The sequence below is a fragment of the Salinicola sp. JS01 genome (assembly GCF_030284585.1).
Taxonomy (GTDB): Bacteria; Pseudomonadota; Gammaproteobacteria; order Pseudomonadales; family Halomonadaceae; genus Salinicola.
This window is the reverse complement of record NZ_CP127244.1, coordinates 116,540-143,118: the sequence shown is the minus strand read 5'-3', so window position 1 is coordinate 143,118 and position 26,579 is coordinate 116,540. Positions and strand designations below refer to the sequence as shown.

The 26,579-nt window shown below is 64.3% G+C and carries 29 protein-coding genes and 3 tRNA genes; 5 read left to right on the top strand and 27 right to left on the bottom strand.

Going from position 1 to position 26,579, the window contains the following annotated elements; translation table 11 throughout:
* Positions 1-5: 5 nt before the first annotated feature.
* The 21 genes from QO259_RS00750 to QO259_RS00650 form a co-directional block, all read right to left on the bottom strand.
* Positions 6-578, bottom strand: a complete 573-nt coding sequence (locus QO259_RS00750; protein WP_285951412.1) for a hypothetical protein — start codon at positions 576-578, stop codon at positions 6-8.
* Positions 579-634: 56 nt separating this feature from the next.
* Complete coding sequence (locus tag QO259_RS00745; RefSeq protein ID WP_285951411.1) at positions 635-1,129, bottom strand: single-stranded DNA-binding protein; 495 nt, start codon at positions 1,127-1,129, stop codon at positions 635-637.
* Positions 1,130-1,238: 109 nt separating this feature from the next.
* Entirely contained in the window at positions 1,239-1,685 is a 447-nt protein-coding gene (locus QO259_RS00740) for a DUF3158 family protein (protein WP_285952717.1), read from the bottom strand.
* Between the two features lie 488 nt (positions 1,686-2,173).
* Complete coding sequence (locus QO259_RS00735) at positions 2,174-2,941, bottom strand: PFL_4669 family integrating conjugative element protein (RefSeq protein WP_285951410.1); 768 nt, start codon at positions 2,939-2,941, stop codon at positions 2,174-2,176.
* A 98-nt stretch (positions 2,942-3,039) separates the two neighbouring features.
* Positions 3,040-4,287, bottom strand: a complete 1,248-nt coding sequence (locus QO259_RS00730) for an STY4528 family pathogenicity island replication protein (RefSeq protein ID WP_285951409.1) — start codon at positions 4,285-4,287, stop codon at positions 3,040-3,042.
* Positions 4,287-4,898: a DUF2857 domain-containing protein gene (locus QO259_RS00725; RefSeq protein WP_285951408.1), complete on the bottom strand. Its 612-nt coding sequence runs from the start codon at positions 4,896-4,898 to the stop codon at positions 4,287-4,289. Before QO259_RS00725 ends, QO259_RS00730 begins: the two co-directional genes overlap by 1 nt.
* The gene (locus tag QO259_RS00720) at positions 4,898-6,934 is read right to left on the bottom strand and encodes a ParB family protein (RefSeq protein ID WP_285951407.1); all 2,037 of its coding nucleotides are present in this window, start codon (positions 6,932-6,934) and stop codon (positions 4,898-4,900) included. Before QO259_RS00720 ends, QO259_RS00725 begins: the two co-directional genes overlap by 1 nt.
* Positions 6,931-7,434 (bottom strand): hypothetical protein, encoded by a 504-nt coding sequence (locus tag QO259_RS00715; RefSeq protein WP_285951406.1) that lies wholly within the window; start codon positions 7,432-7,434, stop codon positions 6,931-6,933. The genes QO259_RS00720 and QO259_RS00715 overlap by 4 nt, the downstream gene beginning before the upstream one ends.
* Positions 7,427-8,116 (bottom strand): DUF2786 domain-containing protein, encoded by a 690-nt coding sequence (locus QO259_RS00710; protein ID WP_285951405.1) that lies wholly within the window; start codon positions 8,114-8,116, stop codon positions 7,427-7,429. The genes QO259_RS00715 and QO259_RS00710 overlap by 8 nt, the downstream gene beginning before the upstream one ends.
* Positions 8,113-8,343 carry a type II toxin-antitoxin system HicA family toxin gene (locus QO259_RS00705; protein WP_285951404.1) on the bottom strand — a complete coding sequence of 77 codons (231 nt, stop codon included), beginning with the start codon at positions 8,341-8,343 and terminating at the stop codon, positions 8,113-8,115. Before QO259_RS00705 ends, QO259_RS00710 begins: the two co-directional genes overlap by 4 nt.
* Entirely contained in the window at positions 8,336-9,205 is an 870-nt protein-coding gene (locus QO259_RS00700) for a DNA adenine methylase (protein WP_285951403.1), read from the bottom strand. Before QO259_RS00700 ends, QO259_RS00705 begins: the two co-directional genes overlap by 8 nt.
* A complete protein-coding gene (locus QO259_RS00695; protein ID WP_285951402.1) occupies positions 9,202-9,756 on the bottom strand; it encodes a hypothetical protein in 555 nt (184 codons plus the stop codon). Before QO259_RS00695 ends, QO259_RS00700 begins: the two co-directional genes overlap by 4 nt.
* Positions 9,753-10,157: a DUF7673 family protein gene (locus QO259_RS00690; RefSeq protein ID WP_285951401.1), complete on the bottom strand. Its 405-nt coding sequence runs from the start codon at positions 10,155-10,157 to the stop codon at positions 9,753-9,755. The genes QO259_RS00695 and QO259_RS00690 overlap by 4 nt, the downstream gene beginning before the upstream one ends.
* Positions 10,154-11,563: a replicative DNA helicase gene (gene dnaB, locus QO259_RS00685; RefSeq protein WP_285951400.1), complete on the bottom strand. Its 1,410-nt coding sequence runs from the start codon at positions 11,561-11,563 to the stop codon at positions 10,154-10,156. Before dnaB ends, QO259_RS00690 begins: the two co-directional genes overlap by 4 nt.
* Positions 11,553-12,443, bottom strand: coding sequence for a ParA family protein (locus tag QO259_RS00680; RefSeq protein WP_285951399.1), 891 nt, complete (start codon positions 12,441-12,443; stop codon positions 11,553-11,555). Before QO259_RS00680 ends, dnaB begins: the two co-directional genes overlap by 11 nt.
* Positions 12,444-12,532: 89 nt before the next feature.
* Positions 12,533-12,608, bottom strand: a tRNA-Thr gene (locus QO259_RS00675).
* 83 nt (positions 12,609-12,691) lie between these two features.
* A tRNA-Gln gene (locus QO259_RS00670) sits at positions 12,692-12,766 on the bottom strand.
* 6 nt (positions 12,767-12,772) lie between these two features.
* A tRNA-Phe gene (locus QO259_RS00665) sits at positions 12,773-12,848 on the bottom strand.
* A gap of 91 nt (positions 12,849-12,939) precedes the next feature.
* Positions 12,940-13,212, bottom strand: coding sequence for an oxidative damage protection protein (locus tag QO259_RS00660; protein ID WP_285951398.1), 273 nt, complete (start codon positions 13,210-13,212; stop codon positions 12,940-12,942).
* 14 nt (positions 13,213-13,226) lie between these two features.
* The gene (gene mutY, locus QO259_RS00655) at positions 13,227-14,312 is read right to left on the bottom strand and encodes an A/G-specific adenine glycosylase (protein ID WP_285951397.1); all 1,086 of its coding nucleotides are present in this window, start codon (positions 14,310-14,312) and stop codon (positions 13,227-13,229) included.
* Between the two features lie 87 nt (positions 14,313-14,399).
* Positions 14,400-16,823 carry an AsmA family protein gene (locus QO259_RS00650; protein WP_285951396.1) on the bottom strand — a complete coding sequence of 808 codons (2,424 nt, stop codon included), beginning with the start codon at positions 16,821-16,823 and terminating at the stop codon, positions 14,400-14,402.
* Positions 16,824-17,065: 242 nt separating this feature from the next.
* On the opposite strand from QO259_RS00650, the gene hisB reads away from it, so the two are divergent.
* The 4 genes from hisB to hisF all read left to right on the top strand — a co-directional run bounded on the left by hisB (position 17,066) and on the right by hisF (position 19,977).
* Positions 17,066-17,659, top strand: coding sequence for an imidazoleglycerol-phosphate dehydratase HisB (gene hisB / locus QO259_RS00645; protein WP_207034528.1), 594 nt, complete (start codon positions 17,066-17,068; stop codon positions 17,657-17,659).
* 52 nt (positions 17,660-17,711) lie between these two features.
* Positions 17,712-18,353: an imidazole glycerol phosphate synthase subunit HisH gene (hisH, locus tag QO259_RS00640; protein WP_207034530.1), complete on the top strand. Its 642-nt coding sequence runs from the start codon at positions 17,712-17,714 to the stop codon at positions 18,351-18,353.
* A 95-nt stretch (positions 18,354-18,448) separates the two neighbouring features.
* The gene (hisA, locus tag QO259_RS00635; RefSeq protein WP_207034532.1) at positions 18,449-19,207 is read left to right on the top strand and encodes a 1-(5-phosphoribosyl)-5-[(5-phosphoribosylamino)methylideneamino]imidazole-4-carboxamide isomerase; all 759 of its coding nucleotides are present in this window, start codon (positions 18,449-18,451) and stop codon (positions 19,205-19,207) included.
* Complete coding sequence (gene hisF, locus QO259_RS00630) at positions 19,204-19,977, top strand: imidazole glycerol phosphate synthase subunit HisF (protein WP_106418753.1); 774 nt, start codon at positions 19,204-19,206, stop codon at positions 19,975-19,977. The genes hisA and hisF overlap by 4 nt, the downstream gene beginning before the upstream one ends.
* 167 nt (positions 19,978-20,144) lie before the next feature.
* Here the strand turns inward: hisF and QO259_RS00625 are convergent, their stop codons facing one another.
* From QO259_RS00625 to QO259_RS00615, 3 genes are all read right to left on the bottom strand, one after another.
* Positions 20,145-20,921 (bottom strand): DUF3298 and DUF4163 domain-containing protein, encoded by a 777-nt coding sequence (locus QO259_RS00625; protein WP_285951395.1) that lies wholly within the window; start codon positions 20,919-20,921, stop codon positions 20,145-20,147.
* Between the two features lie 136 nt (positions 20,922-21,057).
* The gene (locus QO259_RS00620; RefSeq protein ID WP_285951394.1) at positions 21,058-21,648 is read right to left on the bottom strand and encodes a YjaG family protein; all 591 of its coding nucleotides are present in this window, start codon (positions 21,646-21,648) and stop codon (positions 21,058-21,060) included.
* Positions 21,649-21,786: 138 nt separating this feature from the next.
* The gene (locus QO259_RS00615) at positions 21,787-22,089 is read right to left on the bottom strand and encodes an MGMT family protein (protein ID WP_285951393.1); all 303 of its coding nucleotides are present in this window, start codon (positions 22,087-22,089) and stop codon (positions 21,787-21,789) included.
* A gap of 59 nt (positions 22,090-22,148) precedes the next feature.
* On the opposite strand from QO259_RS00615, the gene QO259_RS00610 reads away from it, so the two are divergent.
* Positions 22,149-22,793, top strand: a complete 645-nt coding sequence (locus QO259_RS00610; protein ID WP_285951392.1) for a type 1 glutamine amidotransferase — start codon at positions 22,149-22,151, stop codon at positions 22,791-22,793.
* 15 nt (positions 22,794-22,808) lie between these two features.
* On the opposite strand, the gene mnmH is transcribed toward QO259_RS00610, so the two are convergent.
* From mnmH to radA, 3 genes are all read right to left on the bottom strand, one after another.
* Entirely contained in the window at positions 22,809-23,891 is a 1,083-nt protein-coding gene (gene mnmH / locus QO259_RS00605; protein WP_285951391.1) for a tRNA 2-selenouridine(34) synthase MnmH, read from the bottom strand.
* Entirely contained in the window at positions 23,888-24,928 is a 1,041-nt protein-coding gene (gene selD, locus QO259_RS00600) for a selenide, water dikinase SelD (protein WP_285951390.1), read from the bottom strand. The genes mnmH and selD overlap by 4 nt, the downstream gene beginning before the upstream one ends.
* Before the next feature lie 108 nt (positions 24,929-25,036).
* The gene (gene radA, locus QO259_RS00595) at positions 25,037-26,416 is read right to left on the bottom strand and encodes a DNA repair protein RadA (protein WP_207034546.1); all 1,380 of its coding nucleotides are present in this window, start codon (positions 26,414-26,416) and stop codon (positions 25,037-25,039) included.
* Positions 26,417-26,579: the final 163 nt, after the last annotated feature.

Sequence of the window (26,579 nt, the reverse complement as noted above, 5' to 3'; positions counted from 1 at the left end):
TCCGATCAGTCTAACGCGGCCCTGAGACGCTGAGTCAGCGCAGACTCCATGGCATCACCATCATAGAGTGTTCGCTTGTCGGCAGGCGCCCAGCTGTAGTGGATACGCGAGCCGGCCCCACTCTTCTCGATCTGGACTCGCTGCAGGATGGAGTAGCGCATTCCGCCGATGGACTGCCTGCCGTAATCGCCGAGATTGTAGTAGGCCCCCGGGGTGCGGTCGTGCTTCCAGGCTACATCGCCCATCTGCATTTTTGCATTGGTGCTTTCCGGACTCTCGAAGTCATTGGGGGATCGGAACCCCATCGCCGACTTGATCCGAGCGTAAGCGGTATCGACGTCGACACGGGAATCGATGTCGACCGATCCGCTCTGGCTACCCAGACTTGTGGCATCGACCGTTTCCCCCTCGGCATTGGTTGCCACTTTCTGCGGCGTTTCGTTGGGATCGTAGTTCAGTGGCTCGCCGGTCACGGGATTGTTGAAACAGGTCACGCAGACGCCGTTCGAGTAATAATGATCCTGCGCCGCGCAGCCCGTCAGTGCCACCATCCCCATTGCCACCACCCAGTGCTTCATCCCAGCACTCCTTATCCGTTTGATGATAGAGCCTTCCTTCAAGCCAGCGAGCCCGCTCATTCCGAATAGCTCGGATCAGACCCCGCCGGGTTGTCCCACTCACCTTCTGGTCCAGCAGCTTTAGGATAAGCTCCCTGTTGCGGAGCCTGGGACGATGAAGGCTGCCGTGGCGTTTGCAGGCCCTGTGCCGGCTCGAGCTGAACCTGGGCGACGCGGAAAGGTAGGACACCGATGCGTACGGCCTGCACCTTGAACTGGGACCGGTTATTACCTTCGCCGTCCTGCCATTCGTCCAGCACCATTCGGCCCGACACCATGACGCGCATGCCCTTCTGATACAGCCGAGCCCACTGCTCGACATCGCGATGCCATATCTCGACGTTTGCCCAGAACCCACCCTTGTCAACGTTGCCGGTATCGGTCGGCACCGGATTATCGAATCGGACGTTCAGCCGCATGACGCCTCGTGGCGGCTGATTGCCGTTGGGGGAAAACATTTTCACTTCCGGATCCGAACCGATGTTCCCCTCGCCCATAAAATGCGTGCTCATCTGAATCTCCTGGATCGAATGTATGCCCAACTACAGTGGCCGCGAGCGGCGAAGGACGTCAGCAGGAAACGTTAAACCGGCGGCGAACTATTCCGGACCGTTGCAGGTGTCAGACCATGGCCTCGATCTCGTCGAGGTCTTTCAGCAGTCGATTTAGGCGATCGACCTGTCGAGTCGCCGCCGCGACTTTGGCATTGAAGATCACGCGCTCGGTCTCGATCTTGACCAGCTGATGCTTCATGCCCACCGAAATATCGCCGTATTGGAGCACGGCCTCGAGCAGACGTCGCCCCATCTGGGTCTGGGCCTTGTCACGCCACTGCACTGCGCGCACACGCCCCCCGCTGTTGTTATGCGGTTTCAGCCAGAGCCCTGCCTGGACCACGGTTCGGTTGTAGCGGTTGGCGAAGTCCGCTGCCTCTTGCCACATCCGCCGACACTCCTCGTCCAGCTCGTCCCGAAACCGGATCATCTCCCCCTTACCCTTAAAGGGTTTTAAAAGGCCCTTTGCGTACTGATTCAGTGCAAAGTCCTGACGCTGTTCCAGTGCAAACATTGCGTTCACGGTCCCCATCCTGTATTCGTCGCAGATACTGGTTGCCCCAACACCCGCCTGGTCCTTGGTTGAATGATTACAGTGGAATCACCTGACCTTCTCTCGGTGGAGTGATTACAGTGGAATCACCCTGGCCTGCTCTCGGTGGAGTGATTCCGGGGGAATCACCCTGACCTGCTCTCGGTGGAGTGATTCCGGGGGAATCACCCTGACCGGCTCTTGGTTGAGTGATTACAGTGGAATCACCCTGACCGGCTCTTGGTTGAGTGATTACAGTGGAATCACCCTGACCTTCTCTCGGTGGAGTGATTACAGTGGAATCACCCTGGCCTGCTCTCGGTGGAGTGATTCCGGGGGAATCACCCTGACCGGCTCTTGGTTGAGTGATTACAGTGGAATCACCCTGACCGGCTCTTGGTGGAGTGATTACAGTGGAATCACCCTGACCTTCTCTCGGTGGAGTGTTCCGGGGGAAACACCCGGCAGAGTCAATCCCCGTCATCCCCGGACTGGGGCAGCATCTGATCGTCAGCCAGGTCCGCGCCTTCGAGCTTGGGATTCTGCTCACTGCCGGCCAGCTCGGCTCCCTCGCGTCGGATCGTCGGCGCGAACTCGCTGCGGCGCGTCCCTTCAAGGATGTCCTGCGGCAGCTCGCCGTACTTCTCGAGGGCGTTTCGGGCCTTGGCGTTGTTGGCTGCGAAATCATCACGCGTCGCCCCGCTGAACCCGGGAAACTTGACCGGCGCGTAACATAGCGATCGCAGGGCGTGGCCGCCCTGGTCGCGAATCATCGCGCCACGCTGCTTGTTGCCCAGCAGTCCAATGTGATGGGCCAGCAGCACATCGCGAACGATGCTGTCGTACTGCATCAGCAGCATGACCGCCTGCCAGCCCATCTGCCCGCCGGTGAACACAGGCGTCACGAACGGTTGTTGACTGACGTTGCGACTGACATCGAGCCCCTCCGGGATCTGCTTCAGAACCTGGCTCACTCGCTTTTCCAATTGATGGAGCGATTGTCGGGTCTCGCCGACCTTCTCCTCGAGCATGAGCAGCCAGCTGTCGGCGTAGGGATCGTCCCGGCCTGCTGCCTGATGGACACGTCCGGCGAGCGACAGAAACTGTTTGAGACCGACCACCTGTGGCTTGCCGCTTTCGACACCGCGTCCGTGCCAGGCAAGCACTGCCGGATAGGTATGCAGAGTCATCTCGATCTTGCTGCGTAGCTGCCCTACACGGGGCTCAGCGCTGGCCATAATCACTCCTGAATCGTCGATGCACTGAATGGGATGCCAGCATCAAGGCTCGACGAGCGTCGCCCTATCGAAAACGTTAAACGCGATCGCAAGGGTTTCTAGCGCCGCAGCCCCAGTCGCTTGAACATCTGCTCCCGCGCCTGTTCGGTTTCCGCTGAGATTGGCTGCGGTTCTGCCTCGTCCGACGGTGCCAGCGTTCGAATCGGCACCACCGGTGTGGCGGCAATACGGTTCTCTTCGACACTGATTCCCGCATTGCCACGCCGTTTGTCGGCAATGCCGCGTCCGTAGTGTGTCAACTGGAAACTGTCCGAGGCGGCGCGCTTCGCCAGAGTGTGCAGGAACCCCAAGGTGTTCTTCACCTTGCCGGCATCGACCCGACCCGCGGCTTCGTCGATCACCGCCTGCTGCATGTCGGTCGACAACCCCGTCAGCAGGAACGTGACCGATTCACGCTCGTCGGCAGTCAGTTCAAGCGGCCAGCTCCAGATCAGCGAGGCGGCGTCCGGCTCGCGCGCGGTGGTTTTACACACACTGTTTGTATAACTACGTACTGTAGGCACGATTGCATCGGAAACTGTGTCGTAAGTCGCTGATTTACGCATGAGTTTCCGCTGGAAACTGGGATCATCAGCCTCGGGAAACTGCCCAAGTTTCCGCTGGAAACCGGGTGAATTGCCCTGAGTTTCCGCCGGAAACTGGGCGGGCGTCGACTGAGTTTCCGCTGGAAACTCGGCACGGCTCTGCCGCTGGGCACGCTGATCGATAACCTCCAATCGAGACGGAATCTCGAGCACGCCGCTTTCGGCCAGTTCGTCTCGCACGAGCTCAGCCACCTCGGCGACGTCGCGGTTGTGGTGACGAGTACAGCGGATGACGTACTCGATGTATTCGGCATCGAGCGACAACGACTCGGCGGGTGCCAGCGGTTCGTCATGCAGCACATAGACGTTGCCGATCATGCGGCCGTTGTCGGTGTTGCGTGCTTTCATGCCCAGCGTCATCCAGCGGGTCAGTCTGAGGATCGCGATGACCCGCGCCACGGTCTTGCGTGACGCCTTGCGATTTGCGCCGGAGCGCAGCAATGGCTCCAGTTCGTCGTAAGTAGGGAATGCCGTGGTGCGATCGGCATTCGACAGTAGCCGGATCATCTGCCAGCCCAGCACGTCGACCGCGCCCAGGCGCTGATCGAGCAGCAGCGCTCGAGGGACGGTTTCATGGGGATTGCCCATGAACAGCAGGCCATCGAGCGCGTCATCCTGAACGCCCGACGCCGAGGCGGCTTGGCCTCGGCGTTGGGTCAGGGATGACGCCGCGCGCCCGATGAGCGCGTCAAAATGTTTCATCACGCCACCCCTTCACGCACCGCGCCCTCGTCCTCGGCAGGCAGGCTCTGCTGACGTGCCTGCTCGGGTAGGGTCCACTGTTTGATCAGCGTCCAGATCACGGCCAGGGGCAGCTGGACCTCCTCGGCTAGCACCAGCATGCCGCGAATGTCTTCCACGGCACCGGGGCTGGCCGGATCGTCTGAGATGGTCTGCCAGCGATGATAGGCTTCGTGTTCGACCTTCTCCTCCGGCATGGGCAGTCGCCCCTGTCGGCTCGGCACGCCAAGCAGGGTACGTCGCGCCGAGCAGTCGTTCGGGGTCAGGCCGAAGAAGGTGGCCAGCATCTGCACGCTAGCCCCGTGACGAATACAGTGATCGACCAGCCCGTCGCGATCCTGGTCGCGATCGACACGGCGCAATGCCGCCTTGAACGTGTCGTGATCCAGCTCGAACCGGGCCACGCCCGGAAACTCATTGATCAGGGATTCGATCTCGCTGGCTCGCAGACGACTGAGGCACTGCAGCTCGTCATCGCGAAAACCCAGCGCCCGGGCGCGACGCATATCACCCTCACGGATCAGAACCAGCGCCTGGTTGAACAGCGCATGATTGAGTTGTGGTGTTGCCATCACGAATCCCCCTCTGCATCGAGACCGTCACGCAAGACCCGAATCAGCCGGGTCAGCCAGAACACACGAACGAAAAGACCATCGGGCAGGCGCACGTCAGTGTCGTCACCATGACTGCCCACCAGTTCACCCAGTAGCGAGATGTCACTCGGCATCACCGGGTCGATGTTGCCCTCGAGGCCGGCGAGCAGCTGCCAGACGAGCTGGGCGCGACGGCTGGGGGCACCCTCGAGGGGACCAAGTTCATAGCCGAGACCGTCGCGGGCGTTGAGGCGGATGACCTCGCTGTTACCGCTCGCTTCGATTCCGGCCCAACTGGCCAACAGCTGAACCACCTCGCCGATCTGCATACGCAGATCCTGGGCGTTGCGGCGCCAGGTCGGGACGTGCCAGAGATCGGTGATCGGCGCAATGCGGCCGCCGTCCTGTAGCGGCACGCTCTTGAGCGCCGCCGCTTCGAAGTCGATCGCTTCCTCGCCGTGCTCTTTCGCCTGCCAGTGACGCAGCTGGCGATGCCCCTCGGTTTCATGGTGAGGCGAGAGCGTCAGGTCGGCAGCGATCGTGGCCTGCTCCTCGGGAGAGCGAGTGGGCTGAGGCGTGTGTTCCTGTAAAAGGCCGTCGGTATCCAGCAGTCCGCCGAGGCCATCGTTGTCTTCGTCACCGGCGCCAAACCCTTGCGGTGCCACCGGCGTCCGATGAGTCTGGGCCTCGAGTTCGGCATTGCGCTGTTCGAGCTGCTCGAGCTGTGCGCGCATCTGCTTCATGGCAACGGACTCACCCGCGCCGCCGGATTCCGGCACGCCGCGCTCACTGGGCGACTGTGCCGGCGAGTTGTCGAGATCGGTCCGGCCATCGCCGAACATCAGATCATCGGCGTCGCCACTACCGCCGCCTGACTGATGGAGCTCGCCCGACGCATTGGACGTAGATGGCAGCGAAGACGATCCCGACGTTTTGCCCGGTGAAGATGCGCCATTGGAGGCCTCCGGCTTGGGCGGATAGAGGTGGCGCTCCTGGGGGTGACGCAGGCGTTCCAGTTCACTGTCGACCGTGGTCCAGATGTCGGCACGTTCCTCTTCCGTTGCCGCTCGGGCGTACTTGCGCACGGTGAACCAGTTTTTCCACGCCATGTCGATGGGGTTGAAGTGCAGCCCGGTGTGCTCGTTGAGCATACCCTTCAGGCGATCCTCGACGATGTTCCAACGAAACTCGGTCTGCCCCTCGTGATCGAGCTGGGCCATCTCCTCGTGCCAGGCCAGGGCGAAGTCGCCCTCGACGACGTTGTTGGCCCACTGTTCGCCCTCGCCCAGGTCGTCGGCGTGCCCGATCCAGAAGTCCGCACAGCGGGTCCAGCACTCGTCGCAGAACTGGCGATAGGAGATCAGCTTCTCGATCTGCCCCTTGCCCATCCCAGCGTCGAGGGTCAGCGGCAGGGTCGGCAGAAAATGCTCGATGGTGTAGAGCATTTTAGAGATGTGACTCTGATTGACCGTATAGCCCAGCATGCGCAGGCGTTTGGTCAGCTCGCGCTGGGAGATGGTCTCGCCGGCCTCTTCCTCGATCATGCGCTTGGCCTCGTGGATGCCTCGCGCGCGCTCGATCCAGCTGAGCTGGCCCCGGTTATCGTTCTCGGCCAGGTGGCCGGCGAGCACATTGATCTCGCCCTGCCAGGGGATGAAGTGGCAATCCTGGTGGTAGAACTGCTTATCGCCGGTTTCCTGATACAGCTCATTGAGGATCGTCAGGCGGGTATTGCCGCCGTCGGAGATCATGTAGCGATCATCGCCCGGTCGTTGAGTGACGGTCAGTTTCTGCTTGAGTCCAACTGCCCGGATCGACTCCTTGATCTCCTCGTACTTCGGATTGTGGTGGGTACGCGGGTTGCGGTCGTAGGGGCGCAGCTGATCCAGCGTCAGCGACATCGCCTGTTCGCGGGTCGGCGCCGGCAGCCGGTCGGTGGGCTGACTCCTGAGCGCCGGTCCCGGCTGGTTCAGCTTGGCCGTGATCTGGTCGGGGGTGACGGATGGTTTACTCATGAGGTCCACTCCGGCTGCCGCGATGCGCAGCCATCATCGAAGAAATGGTTCAACTGCTGGCTCAAGCGACCGATGCTTTGCGTGAGCCCGTGGAGGCTCAGATCGCTGCGGGTCTGCGGCGGGTGCTGCTGGCATAGCGCCTGCAGGCCACGGCGCAGATCGAGCAGGTTGTCGTTGACGATCACCAGCAGCTCGAAATCGCTGAGGTCGAAATACTGAAGCTGCGCCCAGCGCAGGCTGTGATGTGGCTGCATCTCCAGTCGGCTCGCCTCATCACAGGCCATGTGGAACACCAGCCAGGTATCGGCGAGCAACGAGCGCAGCGCGTCGTTGCGCTTGTTGTGTGCCTGGGGATGACACGCGAACCAAGTGTCCAGCGTTTCGACCCACCCGGCGAACGGATCGAGCAGACCCAGGGCCAGACACTCTCGCCCCTGCAGACACCGCTCCATGCCCTGGCCAGTGGCCTCACGCGCCGGAAAGGAATAGATCTCAGCCATGGGGCAGCTCCTTGTGTTGATCACGATCGACGCCGCCATGCAGGCGAGCATTGCGGCCGGCGACATAACCTCTGGCCATCGCCCGCTGATCATCCCGGTGCTGCCCTCGATCGATGGCATTCATCGCCTCGAGCTGGGGATAGAAGCGCTGCTGGAAATGCTCGATCGCCGCGATGGCCTCCTCGGTCTTCTCCACCGGCACGATGTGTTCGAACGCGCCCGCCACCCATGCCAGGGCATAGGCATCGGCCCGGCGAACCTTGGTGATGCGTTTCGCACGCTTGTTCATGCCGTTCAGGAAGGCCTTGCGATCGCTGATCAGCTGACGCTGCAATACCTCGAACGCATAGGCCGCGATGCGCACCTGACTCGCCTCGCCCAGGAAGGCGAAGTAGCCCTGCCAGCCTTCGAACGTCGGACGGGGCTCGTAAACGGTGGCGGTGCCGAAGGCGGCGTTGACTAGCGTGGCCAGCCGATCGAGCCAGCGCGGTGGCTTGCGTCCGGTCGGCGACTTCACAGCCACCCGATCGACGGTCGACGCCGCGACGTCGATCTCGCTGACGCCGTACTCGTCCATGAGATGCTGCGCCTGACGCAACGCCGTGCCGGCCTCGTGCTCATTGGCCGAGCGTGACAGCGCCAGGCAGCGCTCGATCTTACGAAGGATGCGATCAGGAATCATGCCTCGCCCTCCTCTTGTCGCTGCACCCGGCGCAGCCGTGCCAGGACGTTCTTCTCGGCACGGGCGTCGCTGGGTGAAAATCCGGTGAACACGGGCGGACAGCCCGGCTTGATGAAGCGCACGTGGCCGCCACGGGTGCGTTCGACAATCCAGCCGTGGTCAACGGCGTAACGCACCACGCGCTTCAGGGCACGCGTCGAGCAGCGAATCGGCAGTGCGTCAGGCATGGGCCACCTCCTGGTAGGGAAGGTTGAGTTCCATCTGACCGGCCCATTCCGCCGCACGCGGATTGAGCCACAGACACTCGGTACGCTGCCCAGAACCACGCTGACCCGACGCCTGCACATGACGGCGAGCCATGCGCCAATCCCGAAGCTCATCGCGATAGAGGTCGGCGTCGTAGCCAGAGAGGATCACGTAGCCCTGGGCATCCCGAAGGCGCTCGAGCAGTTCGACGTGATGCTGGTCGCTCAACTCATGGGTGTAGACGCGCCGCTGCCCATTCTGGCGGGTCTCTTCGAGATAAGGCGGATCGACGTAATGAAGCGTGCGCGGTGAGTCATGTTGGGCAATGACGGTTATGGCATCACGGTTCTCGATCAGCACGCCCGACAAACGTTCGGCCACAACACCAATCACCGCGGGTAGGCGCTGCCAGTGATGCTGCGTCGTGCCATGGGCACGTCGGGTGTCTGTACGGAAGCCGGAATTGCCACGGGTCGCACCGGCGGAGCCGAAGCCCATGTGGGCACGGATCAGCAGCCGTCGAGCGCGCTCTACCGGATCCGGGGTGTCGTCCCAGGCACGCTCGAACTCGCCACGCGCATAGGGGGTTAGCGCGATCTGCTCGATGAGACCCTGCCGCTGCTCGGGCCTACGCAGCACCTCGAACAGATTGACGACATCGCCATCCAGATCGTTGTAGACCTCGGCGTAGCTGCGTGGCTTCTGCAGGAGGACACCGGCAGCGCCACCAAAGGACTCGACGTAGACATCGAAGGCGGAGATTGGAGGAAAGTGCGCCATGATCCACGGCGCCAGACGGAACTTGCCGCCGTGGTAGCGCATCAGGGGAATAGTCACTGTCATGACGCGACCCTCCTGAACTCCACCTCTGCCTCTCGCTGAGAAGCTAGATATTCATAACGCGCCATCCATTGCCCGAAGGCATGATCCATCGACCAGGGCTGGATGCGCATTGGCAGAGGTATCACCCCTTCCAGGCAATCCCAGGATTCTCCTTCGCACAGCAAGTCCCGGCGTTCCGTTGCGAGCAGGATCAGGTCGATATTCTTAATGCAGGGATCCATGGCACCGGGGAGCCCGAAACGCTCTGCAATCGCTGCCCAAAACCGACCTTCGATACGCTTGAACTCCGGCATCAGCGCTTTCAGCGGCGACACCATGTCCCCGACATAGGCTTCGGTGGCGTCGTGCATCAAGGCCGTAAGCTGATGTTCGGCAGGCACGAATTGGCTCGCGAGCACACAGTGCTGCGCAACGCTGTAATGCTGACGGGTATGCCCGCCGAATCGGCAGATGCGGCTCAGTGAACGTCCGATGTCACCAGCATCGATCATCTGTGGCGTGGGGTTCGCCAAGTGAACCGAGAGACCGGAATATGTGGTGATGAAGGTCATGACTCACCTCCCTGACAGGACTCGGTCTCCCAGAAGCGATTCATCAAGTGGTCACCGTTCTCCAGATACTCGTGCAACTCACGGCCTGAGTAGGCGGACCACTCAATGAGGATGATGGCGCCACGCTGCAGGTCACGGTCCAGACAACGGAGGCGGGTTAGCTCGAGTGGCCACTTGGATCCGTTGTAAACGGCGAGAAGGATCCGTCGACAGTGATGACTTTGGCCGCTATGCCCCTCGGCAACCTCGATCAGGCGCTTCAAAGCGATTGGGCCACACAGTTCCAAGGTGCTGAGACGTTTCTCAACTGAGGCCTCTTCAGCGGCGTGCTGCTCAAGACGGTCATGGATACGTTCACTGAGTAGCTCTGGTGCCATTGGCTTGCGAGATTCTGTGCTCATGACAAACCCTCCTGTACCTGCTTCCACGCCAGCGGTTCGAAGCGCGTGCTTGAGCTCACAAAGGTCAGATGCACGGTGCCGGTGGGACCGTTGCGCTGCTTGCCGATGATCAGCTCCGCAAGCCCCTTGTTGTCGGGGTTATCCGTGTTGTAGACCTCATCGCGGTAAACGAAGCCGATGACGTCGGCATCTTGCTCGATCGCGCCGGAGTCGCGCAGGTCAGCCATGCATGGCCTTTTGTTGGGACGGTTCTCAAGCGTGCGGTTGAGCTGCGAGAGCGCTACCACCGGACAGTTGAGATCTTTGGCGGTGGCCTTGAGGATCCGAGAGATCGCGGAGATCTCGTTGTTGCGGTTCTCGCAGCCCGGCTCCACGAGCAGTTGCAGATAGTCAATGAGGATCAGGGCAGGTTTGCCGTGGCGTCGCATCAACCGACGGGCACGCGACTTGAGAGAGGTCGCGGAGATGCCGCTGGAGTCATCGACGAATAGACGTTCCTCGAAGCCGAGTATGCGGTTCGTGGCCGAGGTCAACTTTTCCCAGCCACCGTCATCGAGCTGGCCCGAGCGCAGCTTGCTCAGATCCAGACGCCCCATGCTTGCCATGAGACGCAGCATCAGCTGCTCCTCGGGCATCTCGAGCGAGAAGACGAAGATCGGCGCAGTGGCCAGCTCGGAGCGACCGGCCGTGGCGACCAGCGCATTCTCGACGAGGTTCATGCCCAGCGTGGTCTTGCCCATCGAGGGGCGACCGGCGATGACGATCAGGTCGGAGTCCTGCCAGCCGCAGGTGAGTTCGTCGAGATCCTTGTAGCCAGTCGGCGTGCCGGTGATGCCGTCCTTGGCATTGAAGGCCCGGTCGATGGTATCGATCGCCGCCGTCAAGGCGTGACGTATGCCGGTCTCCTTGCCTTGCCGGTTCTCGGCCAACTCGAACAGCTGGTGTTCAGTGGCCTCGATCAATGCCTGACTGAGTTGCTGCCCATCCAGCGCCCGCTGGCAGAGGTCGCGGCCCATGTTGGCCAACTGACGACGGCGCTGATGCTCTCGTACGATACCTGCATAGGCGACAACATTCGTCGCTGAAGGCGTGTTGCGAGCCAGCTCGGCCAGATAGGACAGGCCCCCACAGGTCTCGATATGACCATCGCGCTCGAGCAGCTCGGAGAGCGTCACGACATCGAGCGGTTTCTCATCGTGGGACAACTCCTCCATCGCCTTGAAGATCAGCCGATGCGGATAGTGATAGAACGCTGACGCGTCGACGATCTCGTAGATGTCGTCCCACCTCGTGTTATCGAGCATCAACGCGCCCAGCGTGGACTGCTCACCCTCGATGCTGTGCGGCGGAAGAAGCCCCATGGCTTCTGCCTCGACGGGTGCAGGAGATTGGAAATTAATGGACATGGCCCACCCCCGATTTCCCCGTGCCGGATTTACCGTTGGAGGTGACAGCGCCTACCGCGCGGATGGCGTCGGCCCACTCGGGGTAAAGATCGACCGCCACGGCCTTGAGCTGGTCGGCGCAGGCCGGCGCCTTGCGGCTATATGGCTTACGCGGCTCGACCCGGTGGACGGGCAGCCCTTGGAGCGCCGCCGAGCGGTAGGCGGAAAGGTTGACTAGAGACGCCTCCAGCACGCTGATGCCTTGGTCCTCGACCTCGGCATACATGGTGCGAATGCTGTCGGCGATGTCCCGGGCATCGCGAAGCTGGTCGGTCATCTTGTTGAGCAGGATGGAGACCGGCGGCACCTCGAAGCGGGTATAGCGTGCCAGCTCGCGCAGCTCGTTGAGCATGCCCTGGGTACCGCGCACGAATTCGCGGGCAGTGAGCAGTTCGGGAACGATGGGAGAGACCAGCCGATCAGCGGCCATCACGGCCATTTCGAGGACGACGGAGCGCGCGCCCTGGGTATCGATGAGGATGGCGTCGTAACGATCGGCGAAGCGATCAAGGAGATCGATCAGGCGGAAGCGACCATTCGGCGCGTTGAGCAAAAGCTGCTGCAACTGATTCCGATAGTCGTTAGAGACGATGATGTCGAGATTGGGAATAGCGGTATGAGAGATGATCTGGTCGAGGTCGACCAGCTCTGTCGCGAGTAGCTCGTACACACCGCCGGGAGCCGGCTGTGACAGCTCGTAGTAGGAAGAGAGGGTTGGCTGGGAATCCAAGTCTATGAGGAGAACCCGCAGACCGGCATCTGCCAGGAAACCGCCGAGGTTGGCTGTCGTGGTCGTCTTGCCGACCCCGCCCTTGGAGCAAACCGTTGCTGAAACACGCATAACTGCACCTCATCCAGTGGTAAGCGGAATGAGTGCAATAGATGCTGGGCAGGAGGAATTTCGAAGCTACACGACGCATGTGCTTTGGATGGTGCTGGCACCAGGAGTCGAACCCGGGACCTGCTGATTACAAGTCAGCTGCTCTACCATCTGAGCTATGCCAGCTTTTCCAAAGGTCGCCGCGCTTGATTACAAGTCAGTTGCTCTACCAACTGAGCTATGTCGGCGAGCATAGAGACGTTAGCAAATGGCTGGGGTACCAGGATTCGAACCTGGGAATGCCGATACCAAAAACCGGTGCCTTACCACTTGGCGATACCCCAGCAGCGTGGTGGCCAGAGACGGAATCGAACCGCCGACACGGGGATTTTCAATCCCCTGCTCTACCAACTGAGCTATCTGGCCCTTGCCAACGGGGACGAATTAAACCAGTAAGCCTTTCACGGGTCAAGCCTTTTATTTCAAAAAGATGGAATCGCTTTCGCCCGCGCTGAAATCACTGGCTCGGCGGCACGTAGCCTTCGGCGTGATCGGTCTCCTGGTTGTCGAAGAAGCGCTCCATCTGCGCCATCAGGTAGGCGCGCGCGTCGGGGTCGAGCATGTTGAGATGCTTCTCGTTGATCAGCCGGGTCTGCTGGGCCTGCCACTCTTCCCAGGCGCGCTTGGAGACGTTCTGTTGAATCTCCTGGCCCTTGGCGCCGGGCAGCGGTGGGAACGGCAGAGCTTCGAGTTCCTGCTGGTACTTGCGGCAGAATACGGTACGAGCCATGGGTCACTCCTGTGTCAGTCGGTGGTCGTGGGTGTCTGGGCCAGCTTGTCGAGCAGGGTCTTCACCGGCGCGGCCAGGCCGATATCGCCGGGGTCCGCAGGATCCACCCAGCGCTCATCGGCGCCTTCGGCGATGCGGGTCGCCAGCGTGGCATCGCTGGCCGTGGCTGGGCAAGGCGTGATATCGAGGCGGAAGTGAGTGAAGACGTGGGTAAACGGTTGCCAGGCGCGAGCCAGATGCACACCGGGGTAGCGCGCCAGCCAGTCGCGCAGCGCCTCACCATCGTCGAACTGGGGAAAGCACCAGAGACCGCCCCATAGCCCCGTCGGCGGGCGCTGACGCAGCAGAACCCGGCCGCTGGAGTCCTGCAGCATGAGCATCTGGGTGCTGCGCGTGGGGATCTCACGCTTGGGCTTGGACCCGGGATAGTCGCGCTCACGCCCCTGCGCATGCGCTACGCAGACGTCTTCGAACGGGCACAGCAGGCAGCTGGGTTTCCCCCGGGTACAGATCATCGCTCCCAGATCCATCATCGCCTGGGTGTAGTCAGGCAGTCGCTCGTGGGGCGTATAGCGCTCGGCCAGCGTCCACAGCCGTGCCAGCACGTCGCTGCGCCCGGGCCAGCCCTCCACCGCATGCAGCCGCGCGAGGACACGCTTGACGTTACCGTCGAGAATCGCCGCGCGCCGACCGCTGGTAATACTGATGATCGCACCGGCGGTGGAGCGGCCGATCCCGGGCAACGCGGTCATCGCATCAAGGTCATGGGTCGGAAATTCGCCAGCGTAGTCCTCGACCACCTGCCGCGCGGCCTTGTGCAGGTTACGCGCACGGGCATAGTAGCCAAGCCCGGTCCACAGGTGCAGTACGTCGTCCTGTGGCGCCTCGGCGAGCGTCTGAACGTTGGGGAAGCGCGCCATGAAGCGCTCAAAGTAGGGTACTACGGTGGCGACCTGGGTCTGCTGCAGCATGATCTCGGAGACCCAGACCCGGTAGGCGGTCTTGTTCTGCTGCCACGGCAGCGTCTTGCGCCCATGCAGATCGAACCAGTCGAACACGCGGCGCTGGAACGCCTCGGTCGATAACGCAAACTCAGCCAAACGGCACCTCGGATCAGCGGATGGCGACAGGGGATGATCGCAAAGCGCCGACGAGACGTCGGCGCAGGAATTGGTCAGCAGTGGCGGTCACTTGAACAGGCCACGGATCTTGTCGCCGAGTTCCTGGGAGGCACCATCGCCCAGGGCGTCGTCGATCTTGCGCCGGGTCTTGTCATCGAGCTTGTCATCGAGCACTTCATCGACTCGCTTGCCGGCCTTGCGCTTGGCTTCGTCCTCGGCGAGCGCCCCCAGCGAACGCTGGAACGCCTCGCGGTCGAAGCTGCACCAGCTGGCCGGCGCGTCTGTCAGGCTGCCCTGGCAGCGGATCGGGAAGTCGATTCGCGCCAGGCGCGGGTTGACGCTGCAGGCGGCCTGATCGGCGGTATCCTGCAGGCGGGCCGCGGCGCGATAGTCGAGCCGGTCGGTGACCAGATTGACCTCACCTTTGCCACTAAGGCTCACCCCGGGGATAGCGATATCGAGATCGTCGTTGTGCGCCACGCCATCTTTCACCACTACGGTGGCTTGTAGCCGATCGAAGGCGGTGTCCGGGCTCCACTCGCGCTCGGACTGCTTGCCCTCCAGCGTGGCAACGGCCGTACACAGCTGCTTCGGCACGTTGACGTCGAGCATGGCGCCGTCATCGATGCGCAGTGCCGCCTGGCCATTGAGGTTCTGCTGGATCCCAGCAATGGTGTTGGTGCGCGAGTCGAAATCGCCCTGCAGGCTGAGCGTGCCGCGCAGCGGCGAGGCCTTGCCACTCACATCCTGGTACAGCGGCGCCAGTTGAACACCCTGCAGACGCTCGGTGAAGGAGAGTTGAATGGGCGACTGACGCAGATCGAGCGCGCTGGAGGCCTTGACGCTACCGTCGTAGAGGTTGGCACTCAGCGAATCGATCCGCTGGCGCCCATCGCTGCCGCTGGTGGCCAATGCAACGTCGCTGAGCTTGGCGCCCTTGAGCGTGAGCGCGTCGAGCGTCAGATGCCCTTCCTGTTTCAGATGGGCGAGCCAGTCCACGGGCAGCAGCCCAGCCTCTTCGCCGGCCGCCAGCGCCGGCGCAATGCCGAGGCTACCGAGCCAAGCGGTGGCCTTGTCGGACGCCTTCGCGTCATTCTGCCCCGGTGCGCCGCTGCTCGCCGCCGCCGGCGGCAGGTAGGCATCGAGATCGAGTTTGTCGCCCTCGAGATCGAAGTTCAGCGCGCTGCCGTCATAGGCCGCGCCGAGCGAGCCGCGCAGCTGGGTCTGATCGAGCGTGAGCTGGAGATCGGAGAGGTCGATGCGCCGCGCATCACCGGAGAAGGGGCCACTCAGCGAGAACGAGGTCAGAGCCTTGTCATCAGCGCTGCGCACGTCGACACCGAAGCGAGTGAGCCAGTCGCGCAGCGAGAGTGCGGATAGGTTAAGCCGCCCTTGATAGCGCGGGTCACTATCCAGCCCGGTGACCTTGGCGTTGCCACTGAGGTCGAGATTGTCGTCCCCGGTCAATGCCAAGTTGCTCAGCTCGGCAGTAGCGGCACCGAGGTCGGCACTGGCATCGAGCTTGAGATCGAGCGACAGCGGCGACTCACGCAGTGCCGGCGAATAGAGTGATGCCCCCAGTTGAACGCCTTCGGCGCGGTACTGGCGCTGGCGCGTATCGGCCACCAGGCTGGCGATCTTCAGATTGCCACTCTGGGCCTGTTCGGCGATATCTGGCAGCTGCGCCTTGCCGTTGAGCGTGACCTTGTCGAAGGTGTAACGCCCGGCGCTCAGATCCATACGCATCTGGCTCTTCAACTGCACGTTGCCGTTCATCCTGGGCTGCTCGCCCGAGAGATCGAAAGAGAGTTGCAGCGGGAACGAAGATTGCGGACTGACGTTACTGCTGGTCAGCGACAGATTGGAGAGCGTGACATCCAGCGGGCGCCGCGGGTCGACGTAATGCACCCGGCTGTTGGAGACCTGGACGTTGGCGATATCGAACGCCACCGGCTGGCTGTCGCCACCGGCCTGACCACCGCTATCACTCTTAGCACTGCTCTCAGCTTTACCACCGTTCGTGGACTCGGCGCTACCGGCATTTTTGCCCGTGGCGTCGGCGGCAGCGTCACGCTGGGCAAGACGGTCGAGCAGCGTCTGCCAGTTGCCCCGGCCCTGGGCGTCGCGCACCAGGTTGAGACGCATGCCATCGAGAATCAGGCCATCCACCGAGACATCGCCGCTCAGCAGCGGCGCGAAGGCGACACTCACCTCGGCCTGGTCGAAGGCGACGAAGGGCTCGTCGTCGTGGGACTGACGCGGAAGCCAGGCCTCGGCGTCGGCCACGCTGACCCCGATGCGCGGGTAGAAGCTCCATGACAGCGGACCATCCAGGCGCAGCTCGAGCCCACTCTGATCGCGTACCGCCTCGATCAGCCGCGGCTTGAGATCATTGGGATCGAAGAAGGTGGTGATATAGACCACCGCAGCCACCACCACGATGCCCAGCACGCCGACGGCCGCGAGCAGCGCTCTAATCAATCCTTTCATGCGCGCCGGACCTCCTTGACAGCGTAGCCCGCTCGCAGGGCCAGGAATGGTGGGCGGGTATCTTGACGACACCCCACTAGGGTATCGCTGGTTCGCGCGGCTTCCGGCATGCCTCCTGTCTCTCCCTGTCAACGCGGCGGCCCGGCCGAGGCCGCTCTGTGATCCCCGCATTGTAGCGGATGCCCGGGGCGATTCTCTATAATGGCCGATTCTCGCCACACCTACCGGGAGACTCCCCACGCATGTCCCAGCGCATCGCCACGGTGTCACGCCAGACTCAAGAGACCCAGATCACGGTCACCGTGAATCTCGACGGCAGTGGCCGTCTCGAGAGCCGGACCGGGGTCCCCTTCCTCGACCACATGCTCGATCAGGTCGCCCGCCACGGCATGCTCGACCTCACCATCGAGGCCGACGGCGATCTCGAGATCGACGACCACCATACCGTCGAGGATCTGGGCATCACCTTGGGTCAGGCATTCGCCCGGGCGATCGGCGACAAGCGCGGGATTCGCCGCTACGGCCACGCCTATGTCCCGCTGGACGAAGCGCTGTCACGGGTGGTGATCGACTTCTCCGGCCGTTCGGGCCTGTTCATGGACGTCGAGTTCACGCGCGCCAGCATCGGCCGCTTCGATACCCAGCTGTGCTGGGAGTTCTTCCAGGGCTTCGTCAACCACGCCCAGGTGACTCTGCACATCGACAACCTCAAGGGTTTCAACGCCCACCACCAGGCGGAGACCATCTTCAAGGCCTTTGGCCGCGCGGTCCGCGCCGCGGTGGAAGAGGACCCGCGCATGGCCGGCCAGCTGCCGTCGACCAAGGGCAGCCTGTGAGGGCGCCCGCCGCCCGTCCGGCGGCTGTCACCGATTCTACGAGGAGCGCACGATGACGATTGCGGTAATCGACTACGGCATGGGCAACCTGCACTCCGTGGCCAAGGCGCTCGAGCACGTCACCCACGAGAACGTGGTGGTGACCAGCGACCCGCGCGCGATTCGCGGCGCCTCGCGGCTGGTGCTGCCGGGCCAGGGCGCGATCCGCGACTGTATGGGCGAACTCGAACGCAGCGAGCTGCGCGGGCTGGTCGGCGAGCTGCTCGACGCCCAGCAGAAGCCACTCCTGGGGATCTGCGTCGGCCAGCAGATGCTGTTCGAACACAGCGACGAGAATGGCGGCATCGACTGTCTCGGCTTCCTGCCCGGGCGCGTGCGCCACTTCGGCCAGCAGTTGAAGGGACCGGACGGCGAGCGCTTGAAGGTACCGCACATGGGCTGGAACCGAGTCGTCCAGCACCACGCCCACCCGCTGTGGCAGGGCATCGACGATGGCGCGCGTTTCTACTTCGTGCACAGCTACTATGTCGATGCCGCCAACTCGGACGACGTCTTCGGCGCGACCCACTACGCCGGTGTCGAAGCCCACGTGGCCACCGGTCGTGGCTGCGTCTTCGCGGTGCAGTTCCACCCCGAGAAGAGCGCCCGCGACGGCCTGCAGCTGCTGGAAAACTTCGTCAACTGGGCGCCCTGAGCGCGCCGCGCCCGGGGCGCCGCCAGTACGGCGCCGCCCCATCGATCATGTGCCAGCCGCGCTCGCGCTGGCCGACACGCAGAGGATTCGACGACATGCTGGTGATTCCCGCCATCGATCTCAAGGACGGCCAATGCGTGCGTCTCAAGCAGGGCCGCATGGACGACGCCACCGCCTACGGTGACGATCCGGTGGCCATGGCCGCACGCTGGGTGGAAGCCGGCGCCCGCCGCCTGCACCTGGTCGACCTCAACGGCGCCTTCGAAGGCAAGCCGGTCAACGGCGAAGCGGTCACCGCCATCGCCCGCGCCTATCCGGACCTGCCGATCCAGATCGGCGGTGGTATCCGCAGTGCCGAGACCATCGAACACTACCTCGCCGCCGGCGTGAGCTACGTCATCATCGGCACCAAGGCAGTCAAGGAGCCGGACTTCGTCGGCGAGATGTGCCGGCAGTTCCCCGGGCATGTGATCGTCGGGCTCGATGCTCACGACGGTTTCGTCGCCACCGACGGCTGGGCCGAAGTCTCCACGCTCAAGGCGGTCGATCTGGCCAAGCGTTTCGCCGACGACGGCGTGACCTCGATCGTCTACACCGACATCGCCCGCGACGGCATGATGCAGGGCGTCAACGTCGAGGCAACCGCCCAGCTTGCCCGCGACGGCGGCCTGCCGGTGATCGCATCCGGCGGCGTCACCGACCTGGCGGATATCCGCGCCCTGGCCGAAGTCGCCGACGACGGCATCATCGGCGCCATCACCGGCCGCGCCATCTATGAGGGCTCGCTCGACGTGGCCCAGGCCCAGACGCTGAGCGACGAGATCCGTGGCGCTGCCCGGGGAGGCCGCGCGTGACTCTCGCCAAGCGCATCATCCCGTGTCTCGACGTCGATGCCGGCCGCGTGGTCAAGGGCGTCAACTTCGTCGGCATCCGCGACGCCGGCGATCCGGTGGAGATCGCCAAGCGCTACAACCAGCAGGGCGCGGACGAGATCACCTTCCTCGATATCACCGCCAGCCACGAGGATCGCGGCACGACGGTGGAGATGGTCGAGCGCATCGCCGGTGAGGTATTCATCCCGCTCACCGTGGGCGGCGGCATCCGCCGCTGCGAAGACATTCGCACCATGCTCAACGCCGGCGCCGACAAGATCTCGATCAATACCGCCGCAGTGACCCACCCGGACTTCGTGCGCGAGGCCGCCGAGCGCTTCGGCAGCCAGTGCATCGTGGTGGCGATCGATGCCAAGCGGGTCAGCGCCGAGGGCGAACCGCCGCGCTGGGAGATCTTCACCCATGGCGGGCGCCGCCCCACCGGCCTGGATGCCGTCGAGTGGGCGCGCAAGATGGTCGACTACGGCGCCGGCGAACTCCTGCTGACCAGCATGGATCGCGATGGCACCAAGGTCGGTTTCGATCTCGGCGTCACCCGCGCGATCAGCGATGCGGTGGAGGTGCCGGTGATCGCCTCCGGCGGTGTCGGCAACCTCGACCACCTGGTGGCCGGGGTGAAGGAAGGCGGCGCCGATGCGGTGCTGGCCGCCAGCATCTTCCACTTCGGTGAGTACACCATCCCCGATGCCAAACGCTACATGGCCGAGCACGGTATCGAAATGCGCCTCTGAGCGCGCCAATATCTGCGCCGAAGCCGCTAGCACGGAGTGACGAATAGCGAAGTGAAGCACAGCACAGCGCCGCGACCCGATCAGGGTCGCGGCGCTTGCGTTGATGGGGTGTGCTTGAGCGCGGTGTGCTTCCGTGCGGTGTGCTTCAGCACGGTGCGGTACACGACTCAGGGCAGATAGCGCGGGCGCAGGATCCCCTCGAGATCGGCGTAGGGGATGGTCAGCACCGGCTGGCCCACGGCATAGGGCGCCAGGTCGTAGACCTGATACTTGACCGCCAGGGCGTCCTTCAGCGGCGCCACGTTCTCGGAGATGACGAACGGCCACTGCTCGGCGGAGAGCCCACTGGCCTGATCCGTCTGCAGCCAACGCTGATGGGCACGCGCCAACGCCGCCTCGTAGGCCGCACGCTGGCCGGGCTCGAGCATCTCTGCCAGCGAGACCGGCGCGCGGGTGTCGCGGTCGATGACCAGATACTGCGTCAGCGGCAGACCGTGGGCGCCGCCGCTGTAAAGATAGCCGTCCAGCTCGATGACCAGCAGGTCGTCGTGGTCCGCGATCACCTTGGCGTCGAGATCGGCGGCGTAGCCCGGCAGCTCCGGCACCTTGCGGCGCGCCTCCTTGGCGGCGGCGAAGACCTGATCGGCGAAGTCATCGAAAGACGTGGCGCGGCCGATCGCGCTGCCGTTGGGATCGTCGCTGAGGCCGCTGGCCAGCGCAAAGAGCCGCTTCTGCAGCAGCGCCGACAGCTCGGGCGATTCCGGGAAGCGCAGATAGTCGGCCTCGACCACGGCGCAGGCATCGCCCTCGCAGCCCGGCTCGTGGGCCGTCTTCGTGACCGCCTCGGTTCGCAGCGGGTCCTGGTGCCAGCCCGAAAGGCTCTGACAGCCGCTCAGCACCAGGGTCGCCAGCATGAGGGCGCCGAGCGCCACACGATGAGACATGCAGTTCCTCCTTGAACGTCTGGCCATGCACGGCCGTCGTTGTCGCTTGTCGCGGGCACGCTCCGCACCCGAATCGCCTGTTAGCTCCTAATGTAGCGCCTTTTCAAACGCGTTTCGCGCCAATGCCTGCCCGGCGTCAGTCCAGGCTCAGTCCCAGGTTGCTGATCCCCTGATTACGCCCCAGCGTGCGCAGCTCGCGAAGTGCCTCGATGTCCGGGTCGGCCTCTACCGCTTCCAGCACCGCATCCTGGTAGTCGCGCTCGTCCTGCATCAACTCGTGCTCGCGGAACAGCGCGTTGAGCCGCTCCGAATCCTCGCTGCCATCGACCATCTCGATATAGGCGCGCACGCCATTGCGCGACACCTGGCTCACCTCCAGCACCGCCTCCGGCGCCTCGCTGCGCAGCGCGTCCAGCAGTGTAGTCAAGGCCATGATGCTCTCGGTGGCACGCCGCGCACCGAAGCTGTCGTCCGCTTCCGGCGGCTCTACCGCCGCCAGCTTCTCGGCCTGCTTGTCGAAATCGATCTTGGCACTCTTGACCTGCAGCCGCTCCCACACCAGGTCAAGCACGTTGTAGAGCACATTGGGATCGCCCACGTGACTCATGCCGGCATAGAGGGTGTAGTTGGGCGTGAGACGCTCGCACAGTGCCGCCATGAAGGCGATACGCTGACGCGGATTGAGCGCGCGCAGGCGCTGGTTGAAACTGGCAGCGGGTTGGGACATCGGAACTCCAGAATGACAGCGGCGACGTATCGCGCGGTAAATAGTAGAAGCTAGATGAGTGAACCTAAACGAATGAACTGCCACGAGGCGGCGTAGTCGAGTGAACATGAAGGCCGGCCGCGCGCTCGCCGGACGCGGCTAGTCCGGCCACAGCAGCCGCGCCGGCACGCGACCGGCGGCATCGAACACCACGCCCTCTTCACGTAGCAGGCGCTGCTGCTCACTGGCGCCGCCGTGATCAGCAACCCGCCTGGTGGCGTTGATCACCCGATGCCAGGGCAGGCCGTGGCCAGCAGGGAGTTGGCGCATGGCAGTGCCCACCAGACGCGCGGTGGCGCCCTCGGTCATCCCGGCAATGCGTCCATAGGTGGTCACGCGGCCGGCCGGGACCTGCGCCACCACGGTATATATCTGCTCCAGCAGCGAAGCGCGTATCGCCATGATCGATCGATCTTTTTCCGCTTGTGAAGGGCGCCTCACGCCCGCATCATGACCTTATCATGCATATCTACTTTCTCCAGCACAGCTCGCTTTTCGCCCCCGGCCGCCTGGCCGACTGGCTTCAGGGCATGGGCCATAGCCACAACCGCTGCCGGCTCGACGAAGGCGAACTGCCGCCGCCCTGGGACCACTTCGACGGCCTGATCCTGCTGGATGCGCTCGGCCCGCTCGATCCTCAGCTGCTCAAGCGCGAGCGCAAGCTGCTGGATCGCGCGCTGAAGAGCGGCAAACCGGTGCTGGGGATCGGCTTTGGCGCCGCCCTGATCGCCGAGGCGCTGGGCTCGATCGTCTCACCGGCGGTCGAGCCCGAGCGCGGCTGGCGCACACTGACCCTGGACCCGGCCAGCCCGCTGGACCTTCCCGAGACCTTCGAGACACTGTTGTGGCATGGCGACATCTTCGGCCTGCCCGACGATGCCCTGCCGCTGGGCCGCACCGCCGCCGGGCCGGTACAGGGCTTCGTCTGGGACCGCGGCCGCGTGATCGCCATGCAGTGCCACCTGGAGCTGACCGCCAACGAAGCCCAGGCGCTCTGCGCCCAGGAAGGAGCGATGGTAGACTGCGGCGATCTACTCGCCGACCCCAGACGCTTCGACCGTCAGGCTGCGCTGTTGGATCGCCTCATGAGCCAATGGCTCGACTAGCCCCGGCGCCGCGCCTCAGCGCCGGTGTTCCGCGCTCCAGGCGCGGGCCGCTTGCAGACACTCGTCCCAACTGCCGACGAACAGGGTCTGGCGCTGCTGGCTTTCGAGCTGCTGGCGATACATGGGGTCGTAATACTCCTGCAGCAGCGGGGCCAGCCAGGCGTCGTGGGCCTGGGGCTCACCGGCGGCCCCGAAGGCACGCTGCTGGGCTTCGAGCAGGCGCCCCAGGCGCTCGCTGCCGAGCCGCTTGCCGAGTCGCTTGAGAGCGCCGGAGAGCTGCTTGCGAAACAGCGCCTCGCCCAGCAGCGGCCCGTAATCGCGATGGTAGAGCGCGCTCAAGTCTTCGATATAGTCCTTGCGAATCTGCTCCAGGCGCCAGTCGAGGGGCATCTCCACGCGCACACAGGGGGCGTTTTTCATCGTCTGCCAGAAGGTCGCCGGAATCGCCAGCCGCCCGATCCGCTGGGATTCGTCCTCCACCACCCGCGCCTGCGGCCGGCGCCACAGGTCGAGCGCCAGGCCATGTTCGAAATCGATCTGCGAGGGGCCGACCCGCGGATGCTGGCCAAAGGCGGAGCCCTTGTGACGCGCCAACCCTTCGAGGTCGATCCCACTGTCGAGCGCGCCCACCAGCGCGGTCTTGGCGCACCCGGTGAGCCCGGCCACCAGCAGCAGCGGACCGCTGCTCTGCTGCTCCAGCAGGCCGAGCAGGGCGTTACGCATCGCCTTCCAGCCGCCGCGAATCCGCGGTACCGGGCGCCCTCGCTGGCGCAGCCACTGCTGGCTGATCTTGGAGCGCATGCCGCCCCGAAAGCAGTAGATGATGCTCTCGGGCGCCGCGTCGAGCGCCGCCTCCCAGGCGGCCAGCCGCCGCTCGCGCAGATCGCCGGTCACCAGTTCGTTGCCCAGCGCCACCGCGGCTTCCTGCCCCGAGAGCTTGTAGCGAATGCCGACCTCGCGGCGCTCGTCGTCATCCATCAGCGGCAGGTTGAGAGCCCCGGGCAGCGCGCCGGCGGCGAACTCGATGGGGGCGCGGACATCGATCAGCGGTCGCCCGAGCAGCGCTAAATCGGCCTCGACGAATTCACTGCCGCTCAACCCCGCACCTCGATCAGTCGGGCACCACCAGCGGGGCTGACGCACTCGCCGAAGGCCTCCAGCGCCAGCCGTTGCTCACGCCCGATGCGCTCGACGTCGTCGGCCCAGGCGGGATCGACCGCCAGCAGCAGGCCACCCGAGGTCTGCGGGTCGCACAGCCACTGCCAGTGCGCCTCGTCCATCTCGCCCAGGGCCGTGCCTATCGCATCGCGGTTGCGCCGCGTGCCGCCGGGTACCGCGCCCTGACGCCGATACGCCTCGGCCTCGGCCAGACGCGGCAACTTGGCGAAGTCGATACGCGCCTCGACCCCGCTCGCCGCGCACACTTCACTCAGATGCCCGGCCAGGCCGAAGCCGGTGACGTCGGTCATGGCGTGAACCCCTTCGATACGGGCCAGCGCCGTGCCGATGGCGTTGGCGGCGAGCATCGTCTCCCGCGCCAGCCCCTGGTGCCCCGGCTTCAGCAGACCCTGCTTCTCGGCCGTGGTCAGCATGCCCACCCCGAGCGGCTTGGTCAGATAGAGCAGGTCACCGGGCTTGGCGCCGCTGTTGAGCTTGAGATGAGCGAGATCGACCAGACCGTTGACCGCCAGCCCGAAGATCGGCTCGGGGGCGTCGATCGAGTGACCACCGGCCAGCGCCATACCCAGCTCGCGGCAGACGGCCTGAGCGCCGGCCACGACATCGCCGGCCACCTCGCCGGGCAGCTTGTCCAGCGGCCAGCCGAGAATGCCCAGCGCCATGATCGGCGAGCCGCCCATGGCGAAGACATCGCTGATGGCATTGGTCGCGGCGATACGCCCGAAATCGAACGGATCGTCGACGATCGGCATGAAAAAATCGGTGGTAGAGATCAGCCCACGGCCATCGCCGAGGTCGTAGACCGCCGCGTCTTCGCGCCCCTGGTTACCCACGATCAGCTTGTCGCTGCTGGCCCCGGGCCCCGCCTTGGCGAGAATCCGATCGAGCACGTCGGGCGCGATCTTGCAGCCGCAGCCGGCGCCGTGGCTGTACTGGGTCAGACGGATGGCACTCATGGTCGCACTCCTCACGCGGTCCCGATGGTTGTTCAAGGTGCAGTGTAACCGACGGCGGCGGTGAACGATGCCCTCGCCGCGCCCGTGGGTAGCGCCGCCGGCGCGGAATCAGAGCGCTTCCAGCGCCTCCGAGAGCTTGTCCACCGCCACTACCTGCATACCGGCAGGCGCCTGCCGCGGGGCATTGCCACGCGGCACGATGGCGCGGGTGAAACCGTGCTTGGCGGCCTCGACGATGCGCTCCTGGCCGCTCGGCACCGGACGGATCTCACCGGAGAGCCCGACCTCACCGAACACCACCAGCTCGCGCGGCAGCGGCCGGTTCTGCAGGCTGGAGACCACCGCCAGCAGCACCGCCAGATCGGCGCTGGTCTCCAGCACCTTGACCCCGCCGACGACGTTGAGAAACACATCCTGATCGCCGGTGAACAGACCGCCGTGCTTGTGCAGCACGGCGAGCAGCATCGCCAGACGGTTGTGGTCGAGCCCAACCGCTACCCGGCGCGGGTTACCCAGCGCCGACTCGTCGAGCAACGCCTGCACCTCGACCAGGATCGGCCGGGTGCCCTCCCACACCACCATCACCAGGCTACCGGAGGCCTGCTCTTCACTGCGCGAGAGAAAGATCGCGCTGGGATTCTTGACCTCCTTCAAGCCCAGTTCGACCATCGCGAACACGCCCAGCTCGTTGACCGCGCCGAAGCGGTTCTTCTGCCCGCGCAGGGTGCGAAAGCGCGAGTCGCTCCCGCCCTCGAGCAGCAGCGAGGCGTCGATCATATGCTCGAGCACCTTGGGCCCGGCCAGGGTGCCATCCTTGGTCACGTGGCCCACCAGCAGCAGCACGGTGTTGCTCTGCTTGGCAAAGCGTGTCAGCGCCGCCGCGGATTCACGCACCTGCGCCACCCCGCCCGGCGCCGAGCCGATGTCTTCCAGGTGCATGGTCTGGATGGAGTCGATGATCAGCACTTCGGGGCGTTCGCGCTCGACCACGGCGAGCAGCGTCTCGACGCTGGTCTCGGCGAGCATCTTGAGCCCCTGGGTGGGCAGCTGCAGCCGGTGGGCGCGCATCGCCACCTGCGACAGCGACTCTTCGCCGGTCACATAGAGCACCCGCTTGCTCTGGGCCAGGCGGCAGGCGGTCTGCAGCAGCAGCGTCGACTTGCCGGCGCCGGGATGGCCCCCCAGCAGCACCGCCGAGCCGGGCACCAGGCCGCCGCCGAGCACGCGGTCGAACTCTTCGAAGGTAGAGCTGAAACGCGGCACCTCGGTGAGATCGACGCCGGAGAGATCGACCACCTCCTTGGTCAACGCGCCGGCATAACCGCCGCGCCCGGCACTGCCCGAAGCCGCCGCGGCGCCGGGGCGCGCGCTGGTCAGCCGGATCTCGCTCAAGGTGTTCCATTCGCGGCAGTTGCTGCACTGCCCCTGCCACTTGCTGTACTCCGCACCGCACTCGGTACAGACAAAGGCACTCTTCGCTTTGGCCACGCGCGGGAATCTCCGTCATCGCGATGAAAATCGTCGCACCCATGGTGCCACAGCGGCCCCGGATCGCAGAGCCGAGGTGCTCTGCTCTGCTCTGCTCTGCTTTGCTCTGCCCTGCTTTGCTCGAAACAATCACAGCCGCGGTGTCAGCCACTGAGGGAGCGAG

Coding starts and splice junctions, on each gene's coding strand:
- QO259_RS00750 (WP_285951412.1), bottom strand. CDS start 578: ATGAAGCACTGGGTGGTGGCAATGGGGATGGTGGCACTGACGGGCTGC.
- QO259_RS00745 (WP_285951411.1), bottom strand. CDS start 1,129: ATGAGCACGCATTTTATGGGCGAGGGGAACATCGGTTCGGATCCGGAA.
- QO259_RS00740 (WP_285952717.1), bottom strand. CDS start 1,685: ATGTTTGCACTGGAACAGCGTCAGGACTTTGCACTGAATCAGTACGCA.
- QO259_RS00735 (WP_285951410.1), bottom strand. CDS start 2,941: ATGGCCAGCGCTGAGCCCCGTGTAGGGCAGCTACGCAGCAAGATCGAG.
- QO259_RS00730 (WP_285951409.1), bottom strand. CDS start 4,287: ATGAAACATTTTGACGCGCTCATCGGGCGCGCGGCGTCATCCCTGACC.
- QO259_RS00725 (WP_285951408.1), bottom strand. CDS start 4,898: ATGGCAACACCACAACTCAATCATGCGCTGTTCAACCAGGCGCTGGTT.
- QO259_RS00720 (WP_285951407.1), bottom strand. CDS start 6,934: ATGAGTAAACCATCCGTCACCCCCGACCAGATCACGGCCAAGCTGAAC.
- QO259_RS00715 (WP_285951406.1), bottom strand. CDS start 7,434: ATGGCTGAGATCTATTCCTTTCCGGCGCGTGAGGCCACTGGCCAGGGC.
- QO259_RS00710 (WP_285951405.1), bottom strand. CDS start 8,116: ATGATTCCTGATCGCATCCTTCGTAAGATCGAGCGCTGCCTGGCGCTG.
- QO259_RS00705 (WP_285951404.1), bottom strand. CDS start 8,343: ATGCCTGACGCACTGCCGATTCGCTGCTCGACGCGTGCCCTGAAGCGC.
- QO259_RS00700 (WP_285951403.1), bottom strand. CDS start 9,205: ATGACAGTGACTATTCCCCTGATGCGCTACCACGGCGGCAAGTTCCGT.
- QO259_RS00695 (WP_285951402.1), bottom strand. CDS start 9,756: ATGACCTTCATCACCACATATTCCGGTCTCTCGGTTCACTTGGCGAAC.
- QO259_RS00690 (WP_285951401.1), bottom strand. CDS start 10,157: ATGAGCACAGAATCTCGCAAGCCAATGGCACCAGAGCTACTCAGTGAA.
- dnaB (WP_285951400.1), bottom strand. CDS start 11,563: ATGTCCATTAATTTCCAATCTCCTGCACCCGTCGAGGCAGAAGCCATG.
- QO259_RS00680 (WP_285951399.1), bottom strand. CDS start 12,443: ATGCGTGTTTCAGCAACGGTTTGCTCCAAGGGCGGGGTCGGCAAGACG.
- QO259_RS00660 (WP_285951398.1), bottom strand. CDS start 13,212: ATGGCTCGTACCGTATTCTGCCGCAAGTACCAGCAGGAACTCGAAGCT.
- QO259_RS00650 (WP_285951396.1), bottom strand. CDS start 16,823: ATGAAAGGATTGATTAGAGCGCTGCTCGCGGCCGTCGGCGTGCTGGGC.
- hisB (WP_207034528.1), top strand. CDS start 17,066: ATGTCCCAGCGCATCGCCACGGTGTCACGCCAGACTCAAGAGACCCAG.
- hisH (WP_207034530.1), top strand. CDS start 17,712: ATGACGATTGCGGTAATCGACTACGGCATGGGCAACCTGCACTCCGTG.
- hisA (WP_207034532.1), top strand. CDS start 18,449: ATGCTGGTGATTCCCGCCATCGATCTCAAGGACGGCCAATGCGTGCGT.
- QO259_RS00625 (WP_285951395.1), bottom strand. CDS start 20,921: ATGTCTCATCGTGTGGCGCTCGGCGCCCTCATGCTGGCGACCCTGGTG.
- QO259_RS00620 (WP_285951394.1), bottom strand. CDS start 21,648: ATGTCCCAACCCGCTGCCAGTTTCAACCAGCGCCTGCGCGCGCTCAAT.
- QO259_RS00615 (WP_285951393.1), bottom strand. CDS start 22,089: ATGGCGATACGCGCTTCGCTGCTGGAGCAGATATATACCGTGGTGGCG.
- QO259_RS00610 (WP_285951392.1), top strand. CDS start 22,149: ATGCATATCTACTTTCTCCAGCACAGCTCGCTTTTCGCCCCCGGCCGC.
- selD (WP_285951390.1), bottom strand. CDS start 24,928: ATGAGTGCCATCCGTCTGACCCAGTACAGCCACGGCGCCGGCTGCGGC.